General features: G+C 43.3%; 19 protein-coding genes and 4 tRNA genes. 3 read left to right on the top strand and 20 right to left on the bottom strand.

Annotated elements, in window-relative coordinates:
* Window positions 1-3: 3 nt before the first annotated feature.
* Window positions 4-1,242, top strand: coding sequence for a protoheme IX biogenesis protein HemY (gene hemY, locus AACQ38_RS17730; RefSeq protein WP_165578721.1), 1,239 nt, complete (start codon window positions 4-6; stop codon window positions 1,240-1,242).
* 65 nt (window positions 1,243-1,307) lie between these two features.
* On the opposite strand, the gene AACQ38_RS17735 is transcribed toward hemY, so the two are convergent.
* The gene (locus AACQ38_RS17735) at window positions 1,308-1,610 is read right to left on the bottom strand and encodes an NINE protein (protein ID WP_165578722.1); all 303 of its coding nucleotides are present in this window, start codon (window positions 1,608-1,610) and stop codon (window positions 1,308-1,310) included.
* 351 nt (window positions 1,611-1,961) lie between these two features.
* On the opposite strand from AACQ38_RS17735, the gene AACQ38_RS17740 reads away from it, so the two are divergent.
* On the top strand, window positions 1,962-2,108 hold the full coding sequence (locus AACQ38_RS17740) for a hypothetical protein (protein ID WP_157852087.1): 147 nt from the start codon (window positions 1,962-1,964) through the stop codon (window positions 2,106-2,108).
* A 271-nt stretch (window positions 2,109-2,379) separates the two neighbouring features.
* On the opposite strand, the gene AACQ38_RS17745 is transcribed toward AACQ38_RS17740, so the two are convergent.
* From AACQ38_RS17745 to trxA, 19 genes are all read right to left on the bottom strand, one after another.
* Window positions 2,380-2,456, bottom strand: a tRNA-Pro gene (locus AACQ38_RS17745).
* A gap of 42 nt (window positions 2,457-2,498) precedes the next feature.
* Window positions 2,499-2,585: transfer RNA gene (locus AACQ38_RS17750), tRNA-Leu, on the bottom strand.
* Window positions 2,586-2,600: 15 nt separating this feature from the next.
* Window positions 2,601-2,676: transfer RNA gene (locus tag AACQ38_RS17755), tRNA-His, on the bottom strand.
* A gap of 76 nt (window positions 2,677-2,752) precedes the next feature.
* Window positions 2,753-2,829: transfer RNA gene (locus AACQ38_RS17760), tRNA-Arg, on the bottom strand.
* Between the two features lie 282 nt (window positions 2,830-3,111).
* Window positions 3,112-4,488, bottom strand: a complete 1,377-nt coding sequence (gene thrP / locus AACQ38_RS17765; RefSeq protein WP_041380423.1) for a bifunctional threonine/serine APC transporter ThrP — start codon at window positions 4,486-4,488, stop codon at window positions 3,112-3,114.
* A gap of 258 nt (window positions 4,489-4,746) precedes the next feature.
* Window positions 4,747-5,484 carry a lipopolysaccharide N-acetylmannosaminouronosyltransferase gene (gene wecG / locus AACQ38_RS17770; RefSeq protein ID WP_165578723.1) on the bottom strand — a complete coding sequence of 246 codons (738 nt, stop codon included), beginning with the start codon at window positions 5,482-5,484 and terminating at the stop codon, window positions 4,747-4,749.
* The gene (wzyE, locus tag AACQ38_RS17775) at window positions 5,475-6,854 is read right to left on the bottom strand and encodes an ECA oligosaccharide polymerase (protein WP_011148722.1); all 1,380 of its coding nucleotides are present in this window, start codon (window positions 6,852-6,854) and stop codon (window positions 5,475-5,477) included. The genes wecG and wzyE overlap by 10 nt, the downstream gene beginning before the upstream one ends.
* Window positions 6,851-7,936, bottom strand: coding sequence for a TDP-N-acetylfucosamine:lipid II N-acetylfucosaminyltransferase (locus AACQ38_RS17780; RefSeq protein WP_165578724.1), 1,086 nt, complete (start codon window positions 7,934-7,936; stop codon window positions 6,851-6,853). Before AACQ38_RS17780 ends, wzyE begins: the two co-directional genes overlap by 4 nt.
* Window positions 7,933-9,183: a lipid III flippase WzxE gene (gene wzxE, locus AACQ38_RS17785; RefSeq protein WP_165578725.1), complete on the bottom strand. Its 1,251-nt coding sequence runs from the start codon at window positions 9,181-9,183 to the stop codon at window positions 7,933-7,935. Before wzxE ends, AACQ38_RS17780 begins: the two co-directional genes overlap by 4 nt.
* A gap of 1 nt (window position 9,184) precedes the next feature.
* Window positions 9,185-10,315: a dTDP-4-amino-4,6-dideoxygalactose transaminase gene (gene rffA, locus AACQ38_RS17790; protein ID WP_058588783.1), complete on the bottom strand. Its 1,131-nt coding sequence runs from the start codon at window positions 10,313-10,315 to the stop codon at window positions 9,185-9,187.
* 1 nt (window position 10,316) lies between these two features.
* Window positions 10,317-11,027 (bottom strand): dTDP-4-amino-4,6-dideoxy-D-galactose acyltransferase, encoded by a 711-nt coding sequence (gene rffC / locus AACQ38_RS17795; protein ID WP_165578726.1) that lies wholly within the window; start codon window positions 11,025-11,027, stop codon window positions 10,317-10,319.
* Window positions 11,005-11,886, bottom strand: a complete 882-nt coding sequence (gene rfbA / locus AACQ38_RS17800) for a glucose-1-phosphate thymidylyltransferase RfbA (RefSeq protein ID WP_011148727.1) — start codon at window positions 11,884-11,886, stop codon at window positions 11,005-11,007. The genes rffC and rfbA overlap by 23 nt, the downstream gene beginning before the upstream one ends.
* 21 nt (window positions 11,887-11,907) lie before the next feature.
* Window positions 11,908-12,978, bottom strand: a complete 1,071-nt coding sequence (gene rffG, locus AACQ38_RS17805) for a dTDP-glucose 4,6-dehydratase (RefSeq protein ID WP_011148728.1) — start codon at window positions 12,976-12,978, stop codon at window positions 11,908-11,910.
* Window positions 12,975-14,237 (bottom strand): UDP-N-acetyl-D-mannosamine dehydrogenase, encoded by a 1,263-nt coding sequence (gene wecC / locus AACQ38_RS17810; RefSeq protein WP_011148729.1) that lies wholly within the window; start codon window positions 14,235-14,237, stop codon window positions 12,975-12,977. The genes rffG and wecC overlap by 4 nt, the downstream gene beginning before the upstream one ends.
* Before the next feature lie 19 nt (window positions 14,238-14,256).
* A complete protein-coding gene (wecB, locus tag AACQ38_RS17815) occupies window positions 14,257-15,378 on the bottom strand; it encodes a non-hydrolyzing UDP-N-acetylglucosamine 2-epimerase (RefSeq protein WP_165578727.1) in 1,122 nt (373 codons plus the stop codon).
* 126 nt (window positions 15,379-15,504) lie between these two features.
* Window positions 15,505-16,560, bottom strand: a complete 1,056-nt coding sequence (gene wzzE, locus AACQ38_RS17820) for an ECA polysaccharide chain length modulation protein (protein WP_011148731.1) — start codon at window positions 16,558-16,560, stop codon at window positions 15,505-15,507.
* A gap of 29 nt (window positions 16,561-16,589) precedes the next feature.
* A complete protein-coding gene (wecA, locus tag AACQ38_RS17825; RefSeq protein WP_165578728.1) occupies window positions 16,590-17,675 on the bottom strand; it encodes a UDP-N-acetylglucosamine--undecaprenyl-phosphate N-acetylglucosaminephosphotransferase in 1,086 nt (361 codons plus the stop codon).
* A 296-nt stretch (window positions 17,676-17,971) separates the two neighbouring features.
* Complete coding sequence (gene rho, locus AACQ38_RS17830; protein ID WP_011148733.1) at window positions 17,972-19,231, bottom strand: transcription termination factor Rho; 1,260 nt, start codon at window positions 19,229-19,231, stop codon at window positions 17,972-17,974.
* Between the two features lie 476 nt (window positions 19,232-19,707).
* Entirely contained in the window at window positions 19,708-20,034 is a 327-nt protein-coding gene (gene trxA, locus AACQ38_RS17835) for a thioredoxin TrxA (protein ID WP_011148734.1), read from the bottom strand.
* A gap of 118 nt (window positions 20,035-20,152) precedes the next feature.
* On the opposite strand from trxA, the gene rhlB reads away from it, so the two are divergent.
* Window positions 20,153-21,439 carry an ATP-dependent RNA helicase RhlB gene (gene rhlB / locus AACQ38_RS17840; protein ID WP_011148735.1) on the top strand — a complete coding sequence of 429 codons (1,287 nt, stop codon included), beginning with the start codon at window positions 20,153-20,155 and terminating at the stop codon, window positions 21,437-21,439.

Here is a 21,439-nt window from a genome sequence, read left to right on the forward strand (position 1 = left end):
GTTATGCTGAAAGTTTTATTACTGTTTGTGGTACTCATTGTTGGTATTGTGCTCGGTCCGATAATTGCTGGCCATCAGGGATATGTGCTGATTCAAACTGACAATTACAACATTGAAACCAGTGTTACCGGCCTGTTCATTATATTTGTTCTTTTACAACTGGTACTCTGCCTCTTTGGTTGGTGCTACCGCAGAGTTATACGCACAGGCTCACGTACCCGTGGCTGGTTCCTTGGACGCAAACGCAGCCGTGCCCATGCCCAAACAAAAGCAGCGTTGCTCAAACTGGCAGAAGGCGATTTCAAACAAGTTGAGCAATTACTGACCCGTAATGCTGATCATGCGGAACAACCTGTAGTCAACTACTTACTGGCGGCTGAAGCAGCCCAACAACGCGGAGATGAATTTCGTACCAATCAGTATCTGGAACGTGCAGCAGAAGTCGCAGACAATAATCAGTTGCCTGTGGATATTACCCGTGTACGTATTCAACTCACTCAAGGTGAAATTCATGCAGCCCGTCATGGTGTAGATAAGCTACTAAATCAAGCTTCACGCCATCCAGAAGTCTTACGCCTGGCTGAACAAGCCTATATGAAGTCAGGAGCTTACCAGTCACTGATTGATATACTGCCGGTAATGGAAAAAATCCATCTACATGATGAGTTACAAATTCACAAATTGCGCCAGCAAGCCTATATCGGTCTGATGAATCAGTACATGGCAGAACAAGGCAGCGAAGGCTTAAAACGTTGGTGGCATGATCAAAGCCGAAAAATTCGCCATGATGTGGCTTTACAAGTTGCAATATCTGAACATTTAATTGAATGTGATGACCATGAAACTGCACAAAAGATCATCTTGGAAAGTTTAAAACGTCAATACGACGAACGTTTACTCTTATTGATCCCTCGCTTAAAAAGCGAAGATCCAAAGCCGATACAAAACGCATTGGACCATCAGTTAAAACAACATGGTTCGACCCCTCTGTTAAACAGTACACTTGGACAAGTTGCTTTGCGCCACGGAGAATGGGAAAAAGCAGTAAAAGACTTTAAAACTGCATTAGCCCAACGTCCTGATGCACATGATTATGCTTGGTTAGCCGATGCATTGGATAAACTACGTAAACCAGAAGAGGCCGCACAAGTTCGTCGCGAGGGATTAGTACTCACTTTAAAGCGTGAAAGTAATGTCGTGAAGAGTGATCTCGTTAATAGTAATAGTGCTGTAATATCGTGATCGCTCATCCATTATTAGCAAGTCTTCATGCCGATGATTAAAAATGCCCCGCACGGGGCATTTTTCTAACCATATTTTTTGGCAAAATCTTCATCGGAAGTGCAAAGATAAATAATAAATTCAATAAATGAGATAAGTGCAGGGATAAATGTCCAGCAAAATAACAGATATAAAATCCCCATACCGATTTTGCTCAGATAAAATTTATGAGCGCCAAAGGAACCAAGAAAAAATGCCAACAGTGCAGCAACAATGCGGCTTTTACTACCAGAAGAATAAGCCCTTATCATCGCACCACAATGTGGGCACGATTGTGCGGATTCATGTAACATTCGGCTACAACCAGGGCATCCCATCATTTTTGACATCAATATTCCCCTTAAGATAAGTTTAGAAATGAAATAACTAAATTAATTTTACAGTAAAAAACTACCTATCATATTTTCAGTTCTGTTTATATTAGACAGTAATACCTAAACAGTATATAAACCTACCAAATATATCTCTTAGAAATAAAAAAAACACCTACCTTAAAAATAAAGATAGGTGTACAAATACAATCAGGTCTACAGACGGATAGTGCCTCACTCAACGTTGAGTCCGGTCGGCGATGAAAAGAGGGTTATATCTTACTCATCTGTGACATGGACAATAGGCACCGATAATCGGCTCTGCATCATCCCTGGGTTTATGAAGCATATGCAATCATAAGAAATAGGATGAGCATCTACGTTTATAATAATGCATTTAGTGTGCCAACTTTTATTCAAATGAAAGCTGCCTCGCTTCATCAGCTATTTCTCTATTTATTACAACAACAAATCGAATCATCACAAAATCCATCTCATGCACTGTCTCTTATTTGAGACAAAACATAAGGTATTTATTATTCTCATTATAATTCAATTTGTTATAAGTCTCTTATTTGAGACAGCTAGTATATCGATTGTCGTCAAAATACAAAAAATAAAAAATTATCATATAAAACAAATAGTTATTTTAAAAAAATAATCCACTAAATTTGAATCAACAGAGCACAACTTGAAGGTATATGGATTAGGAAAGGGAACAAAAAGCCAAGGAGATAAAAAGGGATAAAACGTAAAAAACCCTGCATTGCAGGGTTCTTTTGGAATTTGGTCGGCGAGAGAGGATTCGAACCTCCGACCCACTGGTCCCAAACCAGTTGCGCTACCAAGCTGCGCTACTCGCCGAAATTTTCTACTCTTCGATCTCTAATTCTTTTCTCTTTTTTATGGTGCGAAAGGGGGGACTTGAACCCCCACGTCCGTAAGGACACTAACACCTGAAGCTAGCGCGTCTACCAATTCCGCCACCCTCGCGTGTCACAAAAAAGATGGGGTGGCTAATGGGACTCGAACCCACGACAACTGGAATCACAATCCAGGGCTCTACCAACTGAGCTATAGCCACCATAACAGCTATTTACTGCTAAATACTTAACTTACCAACAGCGTAATACATCACCGCAGCTCTTGCACGCAAATAATGGCGCGCCCGACAGGATTCGAACCTGAGACCTCTGCCTCCGGAGGGCAGCGCTCTATCCAGCTGAGCTACGGGCGCTTAACGCCGTTTCGGGTGGGGATAGTACGGATTTAATGATATACTGTCCAGTGCTTTTTTAAAGAAATGATGCGTTTGATTACACCTTGCTCATTTCGTAGATAAAGCCAGCTCTTAACTTTCCTACTTACTACTACCATGACAGTAAATCAATCTATACCCGTCATCTTTCAAGTTGCTTCTTTGTTGGCTGCACTCGCTCACCCCGGTCACACAGTTTGCTATGCTCCCGGGGATTCACTCCCTTGCCGCCGCGATGCATCTTGAAATCCATAAGGTATATCAGGCTTTTGGTTTTTTACCGTTAAAAAGCTTCACCAACCAATAAATCAGCGACACTATCAACAAAAATCCCCCACCTACCAGCAATGAAAAACGGGTATCCGGGTTAATTGCCATCCCTACCAACACACAACATAAAAATGCCAATGTCAGGTAATTTACATAGGGGAACAGGATAGATTTAAAACTATGTTGTTTCAGTGCTTGTTGATGATACTGACGAAAACGCAATTGGCTCATCAGAATAACAAACCACGGTACCATTCCTGGTAGCACACTGGCACTGTAAACATAAACAAAAACCGCCTGCGGATTTGGGATCAAATAATTCAAACTAGAGCCCACAATCAAACACAAGATAGTGATAGCAATACCAATTACCGGTACCCCATTCTTTGACAATTTAGTCAATGATGAAGGTAGCTGACGGTTTTGCGCCAGCGCATAAAGCATCCGCCCACCACTGTACATACCGCTGTTACAGCCGGAAAGCGCGGCCGTCAATACCACAAAGTTAATCACGGCTGCCGCTGAGGTGATCCCCACTTTGGTAAATGTCATGACAAACGGGCTGCCCTGTGCACCCACTTCTGTCCATGGAAATAATGTCACTACAATGAAAATCGCACCCACGTAGAAAATCAGGATACGCCAGAGAATATTGTTAATCGCTTTTTTCAATGTCACCTGAGGGTTCTTCGCTTCCCCCGCAGTGATACCAACCAGCTCCACCCCCTGATAAGATGCAACCACAATACAGAGCGCAAACAGAAACCCTTGCCAATCACCCGCAAAGAAACCACCATGCACAGTCAGATTATCCAATCCAATAGGCTGCCATTGATTACCAATACCGAAAAATATCAATCCCAAGCCAATCAGGATCATGACAATAATTGTGGTCACCTTAATCATGGCAAACCAAAATTCCAGCTCACCATAAAGACGTACCGCCGCAAGGTTCGCCAAAGCGACCAACGCCACCGCAATTAATGCTGATACCCACTGAGGAAGTTCAGGGAACCAGAACTCAGCATAAACACCAATAGCCGTTATTTCTGATATCCCTACCGCCACCCACATAAACCAATAGCCCCAAGCGGTGAGGCATCCCCAGTATGGGCTGAGATATTTATGTCCAAAAGAGGCGAAAGAACCCGTGACAGGTTCAAGAAACAGCATTTCTCCCATCGATCGCATAATGAAAAAAACAAAAATTCCGGCAATAATGTAAGCCAGCAAAACGGAAGGACCAGCCCATTTCAGTGTGCTAGCCGAGCCCATAAACAGACCGACACCAATTGTGCCGCCTAGTGCGATCAGCTCTATATGACGGGCTTCTAAACCCCGTTGCAAGCTATGTTGTTGATCTGCCATAAATTCCCTGTCCATTGTTATATGTTGTAATGTGCAATAATAAAAACATACAAGACTGATGTTGATCAGCCATAAAAAGGTCAGGGATCAAAACATGTTTTTCCACTGAGTGGAATAAAAAATTATCCAATAACTAACTATAAATAGTGAAAATCTGGCAGGATCAAACTGTTAGATAAATATTGTGGAATAAATTCATTGTATCGCCTGACGAAAGTATCGCCTGACGAAAATTCACACGACAGGCAAGAAGCGAGTTTACAGACGACCACTATAATAATATCCAATAAATTTCAATAACTTAAATTGGCGACGAATACGGCTTGGTTGTGATAACAGGCGATAAAGCCATTCAAGCCCCAAATTCTGCCATGCTTTTGGCGCACGTTTCACATGGCCGGTAAATACGTCATAAGTACCGCCAACGCCCATATACAACGCATTCGAATGAATTTTTCGACAGTCACGCATAAAAATCTCCTGTTTAGGCGATCCCATTGCAACTGTCACAATCACCGCACCGCTGGCATGAATCCGTTCAAAAACAGCATTACGTTCTTCTGGCGTGAAATAACCGTTCTGGCTGCCAACAATATTGACGTTCCACTGAGCCCGCAGTTTGCTTTCAGTCTGTTTCAATATCTCTGGTTTACCTCCAACCAGAAAAATAGGTGTGCCTTCTTTACCGGCACGCTCCATGATGGCTTCCCATAAATCAGCACCCGCTACACGAGAAACTTCAGCGTCAGGGTATTTACGGCGAATAGCACGTACAATACTGATACCATCAGCATACAGATATTCTGCGTCACTCAGCAGTGTACTTAAAGCTGTATCTTCCTCTGCCGTCAGAACTTTTTCCGCATTAATCGCCACCATAGTACCCGTCTTTACCTGTTCGCGTTGAAAAATATGGTCAAGAAAGTGCGCCATATCGCGGAAGCCCCAAATATTCAGACCACGAATACTGTATTTAGGAATATCGTTTAGCTCCATTTTCTTTCCTCACATTGCAGCGGACATTTTTGTGATACCACTCGGTTGCCAGTCAGATACATTCTAATAAGCCCTGCACTCTCAAATAGCCAATACAACAACTTAGCAATTACCAGACATAAGCCAAAAATAATACAGAAAAATACCACTCGGGAAACAAATGAATCCACGCCTTCACGAGCTAACACAATCATGTTGAAGATCGCGCCAAAGCAAAATGCCTGCAAGATAGCGGCCTTATAACGATTAGTCTCCTGTTTTCCTAATTCATAAATCCAGTCAAACCACTTAATTATCAATCCAACAACAATCGCACCAACCGGAATAAACAGCACGCCTCCCATCACAACCAGAGAGCCTATCAGAGTCGGAGAAATTGCCAGACCAGAGTGGTTATCCAGTACTTCCCAAGTAAAATAATTCGCAGAATTCAACACAGCATCAGGACGTCCTGGCCAAAGCCAACTTGGAATAAAGACATAGAAATCACGGATAATAGGTGCCAACCCCTGAAAATCAATTTTGTCGTAGTTATTCAGCAGTAATGCAAAATTTTCCCACGGGGAAAAAGTATCCCTCGTAAGGTAGAGAAAAGTATAAAACGCCTCTGCGCCGCTGACATCCAAACTATAGCGTTTGAGTGCCAACCAAAACATGCCAACAATCCCTATTGCGCCCGCCGTTACCAACATCCACAAGGTTATCCAGCCACGCACAATGCCAATAAACAGAAACAACGCGAACGCAATGATAATATTAGCCCGTGTTCCGCCAACAACGACATAAGTCAGTATCCCAAAAGCAACCGTACTAATCAGAAAAAACAGCCAGCGTAACTGGGTCGGCTTCAAGAAATAAACCACCAACATGGCAGGAATAAAGAAGTAAAAGAACCGTTTCAGGGCAACACCGGAAACCTGACTGGAAAAAATTTGACTGTATGACTGTAATTTAAACAGTAGAAAACCGTTTTGCATAAAGAACAGCCCCACTGTCACCACCGCAACTGATGCCAGTAGTAACCATGTAAAGTTAGTTTCTACCCGGTTCATGGTGAATACCGGTGCTTTAGGCTGCATAGATGGCTTTCTTAGCCGTGTTTTATAACTGACGTAATAAATACCATAAAAGCAGGTCGAAGCCAGTAGAGCGTGTAGTAAGGCGTCCACAGGTACCACTTCAACATCAAATTGGAAAACCAACAAACATGTCAGTGGAAAACCAAAATAGAATGTCAGCAAATAAAGCAATGAGAAGAATATATTAAAATTAAAGCGTACACGCCGGAATTCCTGATAAGTCAACGTCAGGATGAAAACCAGTGATATTAAATAAACAACAAATAATCCGCCAAACTGCGTTAAAGTCATTGCTGCTCTCCCGCCGCTTTTGCCAACGCCTGCCGCCAGCCATCAATAAAGTTCGGGCTAAAAAAAGCTATCACATTTCTATCCAAGGAGAGCATCTGCCGTTGTGCTTCTGCAATCAGTTGGCTATCTAAAGGATCACCGGCGAAAAATACCGGCACCTGTTGTTCTATTAAATCTCGCCAAAAAAGATTCTGACGACTAAGTACAAATGGCACACCAAATTGTATCAACAGACAAATTGTTCCAATCCCCTGCTGGCGATTAAACATGAAATACCCTAAATCACAACGGCGCAACAATGCCAGATAATCATCAAACGCCATATTTTGCTTAATAATGTTCAAATTTTCTGGCCGGAACAATGATAAAGCAGCCTGTTCTACCTGATTAATATAAACCTGATTGTTTTCAGGATAACCCATTGGGATAATGATTCGCACCTTATCGCCAAACTGCTTATGAATTACTTTCAATGCCGTAATATGGCGGTTCGATCGATCACCAGAATTCCCCAACAAAATTGTCATCTTGCCATCTTCAACAGGTATTCTTTCTGCAATTGTCAAAGCAGGTTCCATTCTGGTTGGAAAATAGAGCAATGATGTTGGTACGTTTGGATGATGTTGAGAATAAAAATAGAGATCTCCACGAACCGCAAACACATGCCCTACCCGACGCTGCGCCAAACGGCGCAAGAAATAGAATAGACGGAATTTTAACTGCTGGGAGTCTTCATACAGATCAGCTCCCCAAGCATGCCACCAAAACTGATGACGTTTGATTTTTCCTGACAACAGCGCCAACCACAAACTCACATTAAATTGACCATGAAAAAAGAACCGGCAATCTCTATCTGAACACGCTTGAGCAATAACCGCCTGCGCCAGAGATTTTTTACTGTCGAAGAATGCCATATCTAATGCCGGGCAATCATCCAATAAAGCGCGATTCTTCGTCACCACCATAAACTTCGGTTTGGCTAAAAAACCAATTTCTTGTACTAAGACGTCATTAAAAAAGCGCAGTACTGTTCGATTGTGATGTGGGATATCAGATCCCAAAACGTGAATAAGGGTTGTCATGCTCGCCTACGATAAATAAGAAATGCACCACAACAAAGGGTGAAATAAATAATGTAAGTTGCCATATAGGCTTGTGCTGCACCTAACGCTCCATTTACAGGAATAAGCCAGTGGGCAAAACCAGTAAGCAATAAAAACTGGCTAACTTCCGTCAACACATAAAAACGCAACGCAGCCTTGGCAATCACCAGATAACCAAAAACATAAGCGCCTACCTTCAAGACATCACCCACCAACTGCCAGGCAAATAGATCACGCATAGCAGTAAATTTGTCAGAAAACAGTAACCAAATGGCAAAATCACGCAGCAGCCATACAGTAAAACTTGCAATAGCCACCGCAGGCAAAACAAATTTCAGCGCCTTAATTATCTCATTTGATATTTCATTCTTACCCTGCAATCGTGAAAGCGTAGGCAACAGATAAACAGTAAAAGATGCTGTGATAAATTGCAGGTAAGCATCGGAAATACTGCTTACACCTTGCCAGATACCCACATCGCGCCAACTATAATGCGCTGCCAGCAGATTTCGCATCATAATGTAGGCAACCGGTAAGGTAATAGAAGTCAGCAAAGCCATAAGGGTAAACTTGCCAAGCTGGCTGGCCAGTACTTTATCCCACATGGGCTTAAAGCTTGAAATTGATACCGCTTTGAGACGCCAAACCATCAATCCCGCAGGAAATATGATTAATGCTGGCACTAAAGCCAAACCCGCCAAAGCGCCTTCATACCCACCAAGAACAAAACAGAGATAATAGGCCATCACGCCAATCACGCTACCAAAAATAATCGCCAGCGCATTCCTCTGTGCATCTCGGTATCCTTTCAAAATAGCCAAAAAATAGTTGGCAAAAGCAATCCCCATTTGAATAAAGGCGAGTGCCTGCACAACTGACTCATAATCTTGATGGCCGAATAATCCCGTACTGATAGACCCGCTAAACAGCAAAAAAATCACCGCCAACAGCGTGGAAAACCCAAGGATAATGGCAGAAGATGTTCCCAATACCGCACGCAATCTTTCTGGCTGCTGCTGATACTCAGCAACATATTTCGTCACACCATTAAAAATACCGGCACCAGCCAATACCCCAAGCACAGTAATAAGCTGACGGAAATTACCCGCCTGCCCAACCCCGCTGGGGCCAAAAGCAACCGCCAGTAATTTAACGATTAAAAGCCCTACACCGATTTTTATCAGTGTAGAGCCCGCAGTCCATATTGATGCTTTAGCCAACGACATATCAGGCGAAGTATTCCCGAATATGTTTGATGACAATCTGCTGTTCAGCGTCTGCTATGTTGTAAAACATCGGCAAGCGCACTAGACGATCACTTTCACAAGTAGTAAAACAATCTTCCCCATGAAAACGGCCAAATTTTTCACCACCGGGGCTGGTGTGCAGAGAAACATAATGGAATACTGTTAGTACACCTGCGTCCTTCATATAGCTATTGAATGCTGAGCGTTCTTCAACATCTTTCAGCTTGATATAGAACATGTGAGCATTATGCTCCAGCTCTTCCGGTATGACAGGCAATGTCAGGAGACCAGCATCAACCAGCGGTTTTAATGCTTGATAATAGGTATTCCACAAGGCAAGACGACGCTCATTGATTTTCTCAGCCTCTTCCAATTGTGCCCACAAATAAGCAGCCTGAAGTTCCGACATAAGATAACTCGAACCGATATCGCGCCAAGTATATTTATCAACTTGACCACGGAAAAACTGACTACGATTAGTCCCTTTTTCACGGACAATTTCCGCACGAGAAATCAATGATTGATCATTGATAAGTGCTGCACCACCTTCACCACCAGAGGAGTAGTTTTTGGTTTCGTGGAAACTGTAGCAACCAATGTGTCCGATAGTTCCCAATGCACGCCCTTTATAAGTAGACATTACTCCCTGTGCAGCATCTTCCACGACAAACAGATTATATTTCTCTGCCAAGGCCATAATGGTATCCATTTCACAGGCTACACCGGCATAATGCACTGGAACAATCACGCGTGTTTTAGCTGTAATTGCTGCTTCGATTTTGGTTTCATCAATATTCATGGTATCTGGACGGATATCCACAAATACAACAGTTGCTCCACGCAGTACAAACGCGTTAGAACTGGAAACGAAAGTGAAACTCGGCATAATAACTTCATCACCGGGTTGGATATTCAGCAAAATAGCCGCCATTTCCAGTGCAGCGGTACAGGATGGTGTCAATAGAACTTTCGGGCAATTGAAATGTTGTTCCATCCACTCTTCACAACGCTTGGTGAAACCACCATCCCCGCAAAGCTTACCGCTTTCCATGGCTTGCTTCATGTAATCTAATTCAGTGCCAACTACTGGTGGTTTGTTAAATGGAATCATTTCATCCCCTATATAACCAATACGCGGTGCTTTCAACAAACGCACCACTGCGTGTATAAAGGCGCAAAGCAGCAATGTTGCTGGTTTGTGTCGCAATCCTTAACTGATGTATTTGGTGGTGCTGACACCACTGCTGCGCCGCCAACATTAATTTTGAGCCAATCCCACAGCCAATATTTCCTGGGAATACGGCTAGCAAACCTATACGAGCCTCTCCTGCGCCTATATCCCGTAAGGTAACAAACCCTGCGGGTTGCTCATTATCTCCGTTTACCAGTAAACACTGATGATCAAATGTCCCTAATACCGCTTTTTCAACCCAAGTCGCGTAAAAACGACCACTATCCTGTGGTTGATACCACGGGGTTCGGAAACGACTCAAAGGAAATACGTTGGAAGCCACCTCCTTCAACATCGGGATATCTCGCCTCTCAGCCAAAAGTAGGTTACTCTCAGGATTGTCTTTAGCATTTTCTATGCCAATCATTAAGGAAAGGTCTACTTCCCCTTCTACTAACGAAAAGCCCAACGCGGATAATCCATCAATAAGATCCAATCGCTGCGCAGGTACTTTAGCCTGCACTAAAGCATACTGATCTAACTGAGATGAGGTTAGCAGACCGGCATCAGGTGTGAAATCAAGGCGAGCGGTGGACAACCCAAAATAGTGGCTATCCCACTCTAATGGTTCAATATTGGCGCGCACGGACATGGAGCAAATCCAGCAGATATTGGCCATAGCCAGTTTTTGACAAGGATTTTACTGTTTCTCTTAACTGTGCATCATCCAGCCAACCATTACGCCAGGCGATCTCTTCAAGACAAGCGATTTTAAAACCTTGACGCTTCTCTACGGTCTGCACAAAAGTGCTGGCTTCAATCAGGCTGTCATGAGTGCCAGTATCCAACCAGGCAAAACCACGCCCTAACAACTCAATGTTTAGTTCACCACGTTCCAAATACATCTGGTTAATACTGGTAATCTCTAGTTCACCCCTGGCAGAAGGCTTGACCTGCTTAGCAAAATCTACCACTTGATTATCGTAGAAATAGAGACCCGTTACCGCCCAGTTGGATTTTGGCTTTTCTGGTTTTTCTTCAATGGAAAGAACGCGGAACACGTCATCAAATTCCACCACCCCAAACCGTTCAGGATCCATCACTTGATAACCAAAAACAGTCGCCCCTTTGCCACGAGAAACAACATTCTTCAGTTTTGGGCTAAATCCTTGTCCAAAGTAGATATTGTCTCCCAATACCAAACAGCAAGGCCCGCCGTTAATGAACTCCTCACCAATCAAAAATGCCTGAGCTAAACCATCCGGTGATGGCTGTTCTTTATAGCTCAAGTGAATACCAAATCTGTTACCATCACCTAACAGCCGGCGGAAAGAAGGTAAATCTTCTGGCGTAGAGATAATTAGAATATCACGTATCCCTGCTAGCATGAGTACTGACAAAGGATAGTAAATCATCGGCTTATCATAAATTGGCAGTAGTTGTTTGGAAACACCTTGTGTTATCGGATGCAACCGAGTTCCCGATCCACCTGCCAGAATGATCCCTTTCATATTTACTGCCCCCATCGTCATTCAGTTTTTACCTAATCCAAGGCGTTCACCGGCATAAGAACCATCTTGAACCTTACGCCACCAGTTTTCATTTTCCAAATACCATTGAACTGTTTTACGAATACCTGATTCAAATGTCTCTTGTGGTCTCCAGCCTAGCTCACGCTCAACTTTCGCCGCATCAATGGCATAGCGCATATCATGGCCTGGGCGATCCGCAACATAAGTAATCAAGTCTCGATAATAAGCAATCCCCACGGGTTTCTCAGGACAAAATTCTTCCAGAAGTTCACAAATCGCACAAACCACATCAATATTTTTGCGTTCATTATGACCTCCAATATTGTAGGTTTTGCCCGGTTCAGCTTCTGTCACAACCAAATAGAGCGCTCTGGCGTGGTCTTCCACATACAACCAATCGCGAATTTGTTTCCCTTCACCATATACCGGTAAAGATTTTCCTGCTAATGCATTTAAGATCATCAGTGGGATCAGTTTTTCCGGGAAATGGTAAGGACCATAGTTATTTGAACAATTAGTGATAATGACCGGTAAACCATAAGTCCGGTGCCATGCTCTTACCAAATGATCGCTGGACGCTTTAGACGCCGAATATGGGCTACTTGGCGCATAAGGTGTTGTTTCGGTAAAGAAGCCCTCCTCACCATGTAAATCACCATACACTTCATCTGTTGAAATGTGGTGAAAACGGAAAACAGCTTGCTTCTCTTCATTGAGTTTCTGCCAGAAAGCACGTGCAGCTTCCAACAAAGTATAAGTACCCACAATGTTGGTTTCGATAAATGCCGTAGGGCCATCAATAGAGCGATCCACATGGCTTTCTGCCGCCAAATGCATCACACAATCCGGCTGATATTGTTCAAAGACCCGATCCAGCGCTCCACGTTGACAGATATCAACCTGTTCAAACGCATAACGAGGGCTATCCGCAACCGGGGCAAGAGACGCCAGATTACCGGCATAAGTCAGGCTATCAACTACAACCACGCTGTCTTCTGTATTATTAATGATATGCCGCACAACCGCGGAGCCAATAAAACCTGCACCACCTGTGATTAGAATACGTCTCAACGCCAGACTCCTTTTGTATCCACAATCCACTTCTGTTTAATTTCATGACTGTTTACAGCTTTAAACTGATTATGATCTACCAGCATCAACAGAATATCTGCTTCTTCCAGCGCTTTTTCCAGATTAACTAATTGAGTTATTTCCTTCAAAGGTGCAGATAATTCATGAATATGAGGTTCTACAGCCAACGTTTCACCTGTATGCCATTGTGCAATCATACCGGTGATATGTGCCGCTGGACTCTCACGCAAATCGTCAATATTTGGTTTAAATGCCAAACCAAAACAGGCAATTTTCACTTCGCTTGCACGTTTTCCACTTTCAGCCAAACAATCCGCAACAGCCGCTTTTACTTGATTCACAACCCACAATGGTTTGTCATCATTAATCATACGTGCTGTATGAATAAGACGTGATTGTTTCGGGTTTTGAGAAACAATGAACCACGGATCAACAGCAATACAATGACCACCCACGCCAGGGCCTGGTTGGAGAATATTTACACGCGGGTGGCGATTTGCCAAACTGATCAGTTCCCACACGTTGATACCTTGATCAGCACAAATCAGAGAAAGTTCGTTGGCAAATGCAATGTTTACATCTCGGAAACTGTTTTCTGTCAGCTTACACATTTCAGCAGTCCTTGAATTAGTGACAACACATTCACCTTCAAGGAAAATTTTATACAACTCGCTAGCTCTGGCCGAAGATTTTAATGTCATACCGCCAACAACGCGGTCATTCTTAATTAATTCAACCATAACTTGTCCTGGCAACACACGTTCAGGACAGTAAGCGATATCAATATCGGACTCTTCTCCAACCTGTTGTGGGAAAGTTAAATCAGGACGCGCTGCGGCCAGCCATTCTGCCATCTGCTCCGTCGCGCCTACTGGTGAGGTAGATTCCAGAATAACCAGATCACCTTTTTTCAGCACCGGCGCCACAGATTCAGCTGCGGAACGGACATACGTCATATCCGGCTCATGATCGCCTTTAAAAGGCGTCGGAACCGCTATCAGAAAAGCATCTGCGGGTAATGGGGCAATCACTGCCTTCAGGTAACCGCCTTCTACGGCAACTTTCACCACTTTGTCTAGATCCGGTTCTACAATATGAATTGCACCACGGTTGATGGTTTCTACCGCATGCTGATTAACATCCACGCCAATGACTTTCTTATTACGGGATGCAAACGCTGCTGCCGTTGGCAAGCCAATATAACCAAGACCAATAACAGAAATAGTTTCAAAGCTCACAGTTTCAAAGCTCATAGTGTCACCTGATTTTTTTCAAAGCGTCGAGAATACGTTGACAGGCATCGCCATCCCCGTAAGGATTGTGAGCGCGGCTCATTCGCTGATAGGCAGCATCGTCTGTCAACAATCGAGTCACCTCTTCCACGATAGTTTCTGTTTCTGTCCCAACCAAACGTACTGTTCCAGCATCAACCGCCTCTGGCCGTTCAGTAGTATTACGCATTACCAATACCGGCTTTCCTAAAGAAGGCGCTTCTTCCTGAATACCACCGGAATCTGTCAGGATCATATAGGCATGGTTCATTAGATAAACAAATGGCAAATAATCCTGGGGTTTAATGAGAATAACGTTATCAATATCATGCAAAATGCGCTTTACTGGCTCACTGACATTCGGGTTTAGATGAACCGGATAGACTACTTGCACATCTGGATGAGCGCGGGCTATCTGTGCCAAAGCTTCACAAATTCGCTCAAACCCACCACCAAAACTTTCACGACGATGCCCCGTCACCAGAATCATTTTTTTATTAGTATCAATAAACGGGTAATGCTTCGCTAGCTTACTCCGCATAGCCTCATCATTCATTATTCGATCGCGTACCCACAGCAACGCATCAATTACTGTATTTCCGGTAACAAAAACCCGATTATCTGCAATGGATTCTTTCAATAAATTATTGTGGGAATTTTCCGTCGGAGCGAAATGATACATTGCCAGATGCCCTGCAATCTTACGGTTTGCCTCTTCCGGCCAAGGGGAATAAAGATCACCCGTTCTTAATCCAGCTTCAATGTGACCAACAGGGATACGTTGATAGAACGCTGCCAAACTGGTTGCCATTGTTGTTGTCGTATCTCCGTGAACCAATACAACATCAGGTTTAAATTCTGCTAAAACAGGTTTCAATCCTGCCAAAATACGACAGGTAATATCCGTTAGATCTTGCCCTGATTTCATAATATTGAGATCAAAATCGGGAGTGATCTCAAAAAGGTGTAACACCTGATCCAACATTTCCCGATGTTGGGCGGTGACACATACTTTCGCTTCGAAGGCTTCATCCCTTGCCAACGCGTGTACTAACGGAGCCATCTTGATAGCCTCCGGCCGAGTACCAAACACAGTCAACACTTTCACAGTGACTCTCTTATAGTCAGTAACTTGCAGATTTTCCTGCAAACAATACTCTTAATGCTATTTACTCCTGCTGCTGGAGTTGCAGAAGAGATCCCTCAGAAGCAGTTATCCCTAATAATTATCTGATTACTTACGTGAGCATCTAACCAATGCCACGCCGGCTCCCACTAAAGCGCCAACTGCACCCCACATGATCATCAAAAACATTCTGCGAGGGCTGTCTCTGGTAACAGGCTCCTCTGGTGTTCTCAAATAGCGGTAAGCCTGGAATTGATCCTGTAACGTCGGGTGAACATTCCATGCTGCTAACATTGCAATATTCCGGTCATAGTCCACATCATACTTAGGCCCTATTGCTTCCAAAGTCTCAAGTTGAGCCTGTAACAACGGCGCCCCTAACATAAACATTTTTGAATCGGGCAACTGATCCACCGGTGTATCCGTTTGATTGCGCCGAATCCCTTGTTTTTCCGCAATTTTCAGGGACTGTTGTAATACATTCATTTCGCGGCTATAAACCGCTTTAGCGACCATTTCTTGACGCTTAACCAATGCATCCATAGATTGGGCACGGGTAATCCATGCACCTTTTACTTCATCATTTAAATGAGTACTGGCACGACTATTGGCAAAAGCAATGTACTGGCGCAGGAGTTGATTTGCTTGTCCAGAAGACTCAGCGGTCAGTTTAATGCTGTCATTCAGCACTTTTTTATCATCATGAGGAATAAACTGAATATTATTGACTAATTCATCTAATAAGGCCGCATCAGCTCTGGCATCGCCTTCCTGCTGCTGCTTGTAATAATCAGATTTCAACCAGAATTCACGGCGAGTATCATATGCGGCAACCTGAGTGATGAACTCCTTATAGGCTTCTTCTGAAATAGACGGTAACTGAGTTTCCAATGAAATATTAATGTGAGTATCCAGATTGCGCAAAAACTGCTGCTGAGAGTAATAACTTCCCAACTGATTAGTCGTAGGCAGATCAGTGATTGCGGTGGCACTCCATTTTTGTTGCATCAGATAAGATGCTCCTAGCGCCGCGGTTGCGAAAATTATTGCCAGTACAATGATCCATACCTTTCCATGCCATAGCGCACTGCACAAAGCTCTGATATCCAGCTCATGCTCCAGAGCTTGTTTATCCTGAATAGATTTCGTTTCTGATTTTATCACTGCACAGAACCTCTGCTGATAATAGATGCTTAATGGTTAGCTGAACGGCGCATACGACGCTTTTGCCGTTTAATGAAACGAGCTACCTTCCATACACGCTTGAGGCAATAGCCATACAACACAAATGCAAGCAAGAACAGTGCCAACATTATCCACTCAGGCACAAATTCCAGCCATTCTCCAGTAATGCCGACAGCGGCTAATAAAGTGGCTGCAACAGTGATTAAAATAAAAGCCTGACGTGATGAGAATCCAGACCGCATAACTAGGTGGTGAATATGTTGCCTGTCAGGAGAAAATGGGCTCATTCCTTTCCGTAACCGGCGGTACATAATAGCAACCATATCCATTAATGGAATGGCAACAATCCACAACGCAGTAACTGGATTAACAGGGCGCTCATTCCCCTGAGTAGATTCAATGAGCAACCAGATAATGGTAAAACCAATCAGTGTACTGCCCGCATCCCCCATAAACACTTTGAAACGTTGGCTTAATAAACCAAGATTAAGAACAATATAAGGGAGAATGGCAGCAATAAATGCAAAACACCATAATGCTAGTGCCGTATTACCACTTTGATACAGTAAGATCCCCAAAGCACCGAAGGAGACACAAGATAATCCGCCTAATAATCCATCTATCCCATCAACCATATTAAATGCATTGATAGCAGCCCAGACAGCAAATAGTGTCACAACATAACTAAACGGTCCAAGTGTCATGTCCCAAGGGCCAAAAGCATAACCAAGACTATCTAACTTCAGGCCAGCAAAATACATCATCGCAATACCAACCAGAGCTTGGATGGTTGCCCGGGCCTTAACGCTGATATCAAAACGGTCATCCAATGCACCGACAAATACCAATACACCAGCACAAACCAAATATAACCACTTGTGAGGAATAAATTCTTTTGTGATAACAAAAGCAAAACAGATGCCAACAAATATTGATATTCCTCCAACCAGAGGCACTAACCCCTGATGACACTTACGATAATTGGGCTTATCAACAAGGCCAACTTTCTTTGCTATTTTGCGAGCCATAAACAAAAACGCAAAAGAAAACAGAAAAACATAAAAAATTTCAATATTCATGCTGAGAATATTCACGATGATAACTCTCTGTAAAAAGTAAACACACCCTGGTCATTTATCAACCGAAAGCATATGATTTTCTAGCCAGAATCTACCCTCACGAGCGCCTTAGCTTACGAAAACACTGCTTATATGAAAAAATTAATGGCCCTTATGCTCTTACATCATTCTTTTAATATTTATTTCAAATATATGGCAGCATTATACAGCTTGCAAAATACATGCCATATATAGCTATAACAGCGCGGTGAATACAAAAAACGCCACGAAACTGTGGCGCTAATTAAAATGATCATGAACTGAGTTAAAAACTATGAACGTTTCATCATGTCAAAGAAATCGTCGTTCGTTTTGCTCATAGCCAGTTTGTTGATAAGGAATTCCATCGCATCAATTTCGCCCATCGGATGAATAATTTTGCGCAGAATCCACATTTTCTGTAGCTCTTCAGAGGTGGTGAGTAGTTCTTCTTTACGTGTACCAGAACGGTTGTAATCAATAGCTGGGAAAACACGTTTTTCAGCAATTTTACGGGAGAGATGCAGCTCCATGTTACCAGTGCCTTTGAACTCTTCGTAAATCACTTCATCCATCTTAGAACCCGTATCCACCAACGCAGTCGCAATAATGGTCAGGCTTCCGCCCTCTTCCACATTACGCGCAGCCCCGAAGAAACGTTTCGGACGATGTAACGCGTTAGCATCCACACCACCAGTCAATACCTTACCGGATGCGGGAACAACAGTATTATAGGCACGTGCTAAGCGAGTAATAGAGTCAAGCAGAATAATCACATCTTTTTTGTGTTCAACCAGACGTTTTGCTTTCTCAATAACCATCTCTGCCACCTGAACGTGACGAGAAGCGGGTTCATCAAAAGTAGAAGCAATAACCTCACCTTTTACCAGGCGTTGCATTTCAGTGACTTCTTCTGGACGTTCATCAATCAGAAGTACCATCAATACACAATCTGGATGATTGTGAGCTATGTTAGCGGCAATATTTTGCAGCAACATCGTTTTACCCGCTTTTGGTGGCGCGACGATCAGACCACGTTGTCCACGGCCAATCGGTGCAGCCAGATCCAGAACACGGGCAGTCAGATCCTCAGTGGAACCATTACCACGTTCCATACGCAGGCGGCTATTAGCATGCAGCGGGGTTAAGTTTTCAAAAAGAATTTTACTGCGGGCATTTTCTGGTTTGTCAAAATTAACTTCGTTAACCTTCAACAGGGCAAAATAGCGTTCACCTTCTTTAGGTGGACGAATTTTACCTGAAATTGTGTCACCGGTGCGGAGGTTAAAACGACGGATTTGGCTGGGAGAAACGTAGATATCATCGGGGCCGGCAAGGTAGGAGCTGTCTGCTGAACGGAGGAATCCAAAGCCATCCTGCAATATCTCCAACACGCCATCACCGAAGATATCTTCCCCACTTTTCGCATGCTGCTTAAGGATAGAGAAGATAATATCTTGTTTACGCATACGGGCTAGATTTTCCAGCCCCATATTTTCGCCAAGTGTAATCAGTTCAGATACCGGCGTATTCTTTAATTCGGTAAGATTCATAATGGTGGGTTCTTAAACTCGGGGTATATCTCGAACTATGAACGTGAATAGTATGGCAGCGTCATCGATCGGTGCCTGTTTATTTTGTACAAAAACAAATCAGACCTTTAATACATTATGCATATAAAAAGGTAATAATTTGAAGTACTAAGATTGAGCTCAAATAAGACTGACAGGCTGTCAAAAACGCTGTTGAGATAATGCTGAAACATTACTGATTTCGATAAAAACTATCTCAACGTAACGAGCTATACGCCAGATTATTCCCGTATAACCCATTGGATATTTTAGACTATCCAGAGATAACAGACTTATCAGACACTACAGATTATTCAGTATGCAACATACTTCTAACATGATGTATGTGATACAAGCAGTGGCGCTAACTTATCACGCTTCTTTACGGACGTCTAGCGGTCAATGAAATAAATAATAATATACGCTAAACGCCCGGCATTAATGTGAGCTCACTTCAATCAGAGATTAGCATCCAAAAATTCTTTCAATTGAGTTTTTGACAGTGCTCCCACTTTTGTAGCAGCAACCTGACCATCTTTAAACAGCAACAGTGTAGGAATACCACGGATACCATACTTAGGAGCAGTTGCCGGGTTGTCATCAATGTTCAATTTAGTAATAGTCAGTTTGCCTGAATATTCTGGGGCAATTTCATCTAAAATAGGTGCAATCATTTTACATGGTCCACACCAGGCAGCCCAAAAATCGACAAGAACTGGACCTGCTGCGTTAAGAACGTCAGTATCAAAGCTAGCGTCACTCAAATGAATAATTTTGTCGCTCATTTTTTACTCCAAAGAATAATTTTTTACCATGCTAGTGTAACATTACTGATATAAGGTTGCCTTTATTTCAGCGGATACACTTTCGTAAGACAATGGTTAACTGATATTCTACCACACTATGAGTAAAACACACTTGACAGAAAAGAAGTTTTCCGACTTCGCCTTGCACCCCAAGGTTATAGAAGCTCTTGATAATAAGGGCTTTTCTAATTGTACACCGATACAAGCACTGACATTGCCTTTCACTGTCGAAGGTCGTGATGTCGCGGGGCAAGCGCAAACCGGTACGGGGAAGACGCTAGCATTTTTAGCGTCTGCTTTTCATTATTTACTAACTCATCCCGCAGCGGAGGAGCGTCAAACCAATCAGCCAAGAGCGCTGATTATGGCTCCTACCCGCGAGCTCGCTGTACAGATTTACTCTGACGCAGAAGATCTGGCACAGGCAACAGGTCTAAAGATGGGTCTTGCCTACGGCGGTGATGGTTACGACAAGCAGCTGAAAATACTGGAATCCGGAGTTGACATCCTTATCGGCACTACCGGACGTCTAATCGACTATACCAAACAGGGGCACATTAATCTGAATGCGGTCCAAGTTGTGGTTCTTGATGAAGCTGATCGCATGTACGATCTCGGTTTTATCAAAGATATCCGCTGGCTATTCCGTCGGATGCCACCAGTAAACGAACGCATGAACCTACTGTTTTCTGCCACACTCTCTTACCGAGTCCGAGAACTGGCATTTGAGCAAATGAATCATGCAGAGTATATCGAGGTAGAACCGTTACAGAAAACGGGACACCGCATCCGCGAAGAGCTGTTTTATCCTTCTAATGAAGAAAAGATGCGCCTGCTTCAAACGTTGTTGGAAGAAGAGTGGCCTGATCGATGCATTATTTTCGCCAATACAAAACATCGTTGTGAAGATATCTGGGCGCATCTGGCTGCTGACGGACATCGAGTTGGGTTACTAACCGGTGATGTAGCACAAAAAAAACGGTTACGCATTCTGGAAGAATTCAGCAACGGCAATATTGATATTCTGGTTGCAACTGATGTCGCAGCCCGTGGGTTGCACATTCCTTTAGTCACTCATGTTTTTAATTATGACTTACCAGACGACTGCGAGGATTATGTTCACCGCATTGGCCGTACTGGTCGTGCAGGTGAAAGTGGTCATTCGATCAGCCTAGCCTGTGAAGAATATGCACTAAACCTGCCAGCGATTGAAGATTATATTCAACACTCTATCCCGGTCAGCAAATATAACAGTCAAGCCTTGCTGAAAGATTTACCGGCACCTAAACGCCGATACCGTTCGCGTTCAGGAAATCATCAGCGCCGTAACAATTTGTCGCATCGTAATAATACACCACGTAATAACCGTAAACGTTCAGGCTGA

Source organism: Photorhabdus sp. RW14-46 (assembly GCF_963887965.1).
GTDB lineage: Bacteria > Pseudomonadota > Gammaproteobacteria > Enterobacterales > Enterobacteriaceae > Photorhabdus > Photorhabdus laumondii.

Coding starts and splice junctions, on each gene's coding strand:
- hemY (WP_165578721.1), top strand. CDS start 4: ATGCTGAAAGTTTTATTACTGTTTGTGGTACTCATTGTTGGTATTGTG.
- AACQ38_RS17735 (WP_165578722.1), bottom strand. CDS start 1,610: ATGTCAAAAATGATGGGATGCCCTGGTTGTAGCCGAATGTTACATGAA.
- AACQ38_RS17740 (WP_157852087.1), top strand. CDS start 1,962: ATGAGCATCTACGTTTATAATAATGCATTTAGTGTGCCAACTTTTATT.
- thrP (WP_041380423.1), bottom strand. CDS start 4,488: ATGGCAGATCAACAACATAGCTTGCAACGGGGTTTAGAAGCCCGTCAT.
- wecG (WP_165578723.1), bottom strand. CDS start 5,484: ATGGAGCTAAACGATATTCCTAAATACAGTATTCGTGGTCTGAATATT.
- wzyE (WP_011148722.1), bottom strand. CDS start 6,854: ATGACTTTAACGCAGTTTGGCGGATTATTTGTTGTTTATTTAATATCA.
- AACQ38_RS17780 (WP_165578724.1), bottom strand. CDS start 7,936: ATGACAACCCTTATTCACGTTTTGGGATCTGATATCCCACATCACAAT.
- wzxE (WP_165578725.1), bottom strand. CDS start 9,183: ATGTCGTTGGCTAAAGCATCAATATGGACTGCGGGCTCTACACTGATA.
- rffA (WP_058588783.1), bottom strand. CDS start 10,315: ATGATTCCATTTAACAAACCACCAGTAGTTGGCACTGAATTAGATTAC.
- rffC (WP_165578726.1), bottom strand. CDS start 11,027: ATGTCCGTGCGCGCCAATATTGAACCATTAGAGTGGGATAGCCACTAT.
- rfbA (WP_011148727.1), bottom strand. CDS start 11,886: ATGAAAGGGATCATTCTGGCAGGTGGATCGGGAACTCGGTTGCATCCG.
- rho (WP_011148733.1), bottom strand. CDS start 19,231: ATGAATCTTACCGAATTAAAGAATACGCCGGTATCTGAACTGATTACA.
- trxA (WP_011148734.1), bottom strand. CDS start 20,034: ATGAGCGACAAAATTATTCATTTGAGTGACGCTAGCTTTGATACTGAC.
- rhlB (WP_011148735.1), top strand. CDS start 20,153: ATGAGTAAAACACACTTGACAGAAAAGAAGTTTTCCGACTTCGCCTTG.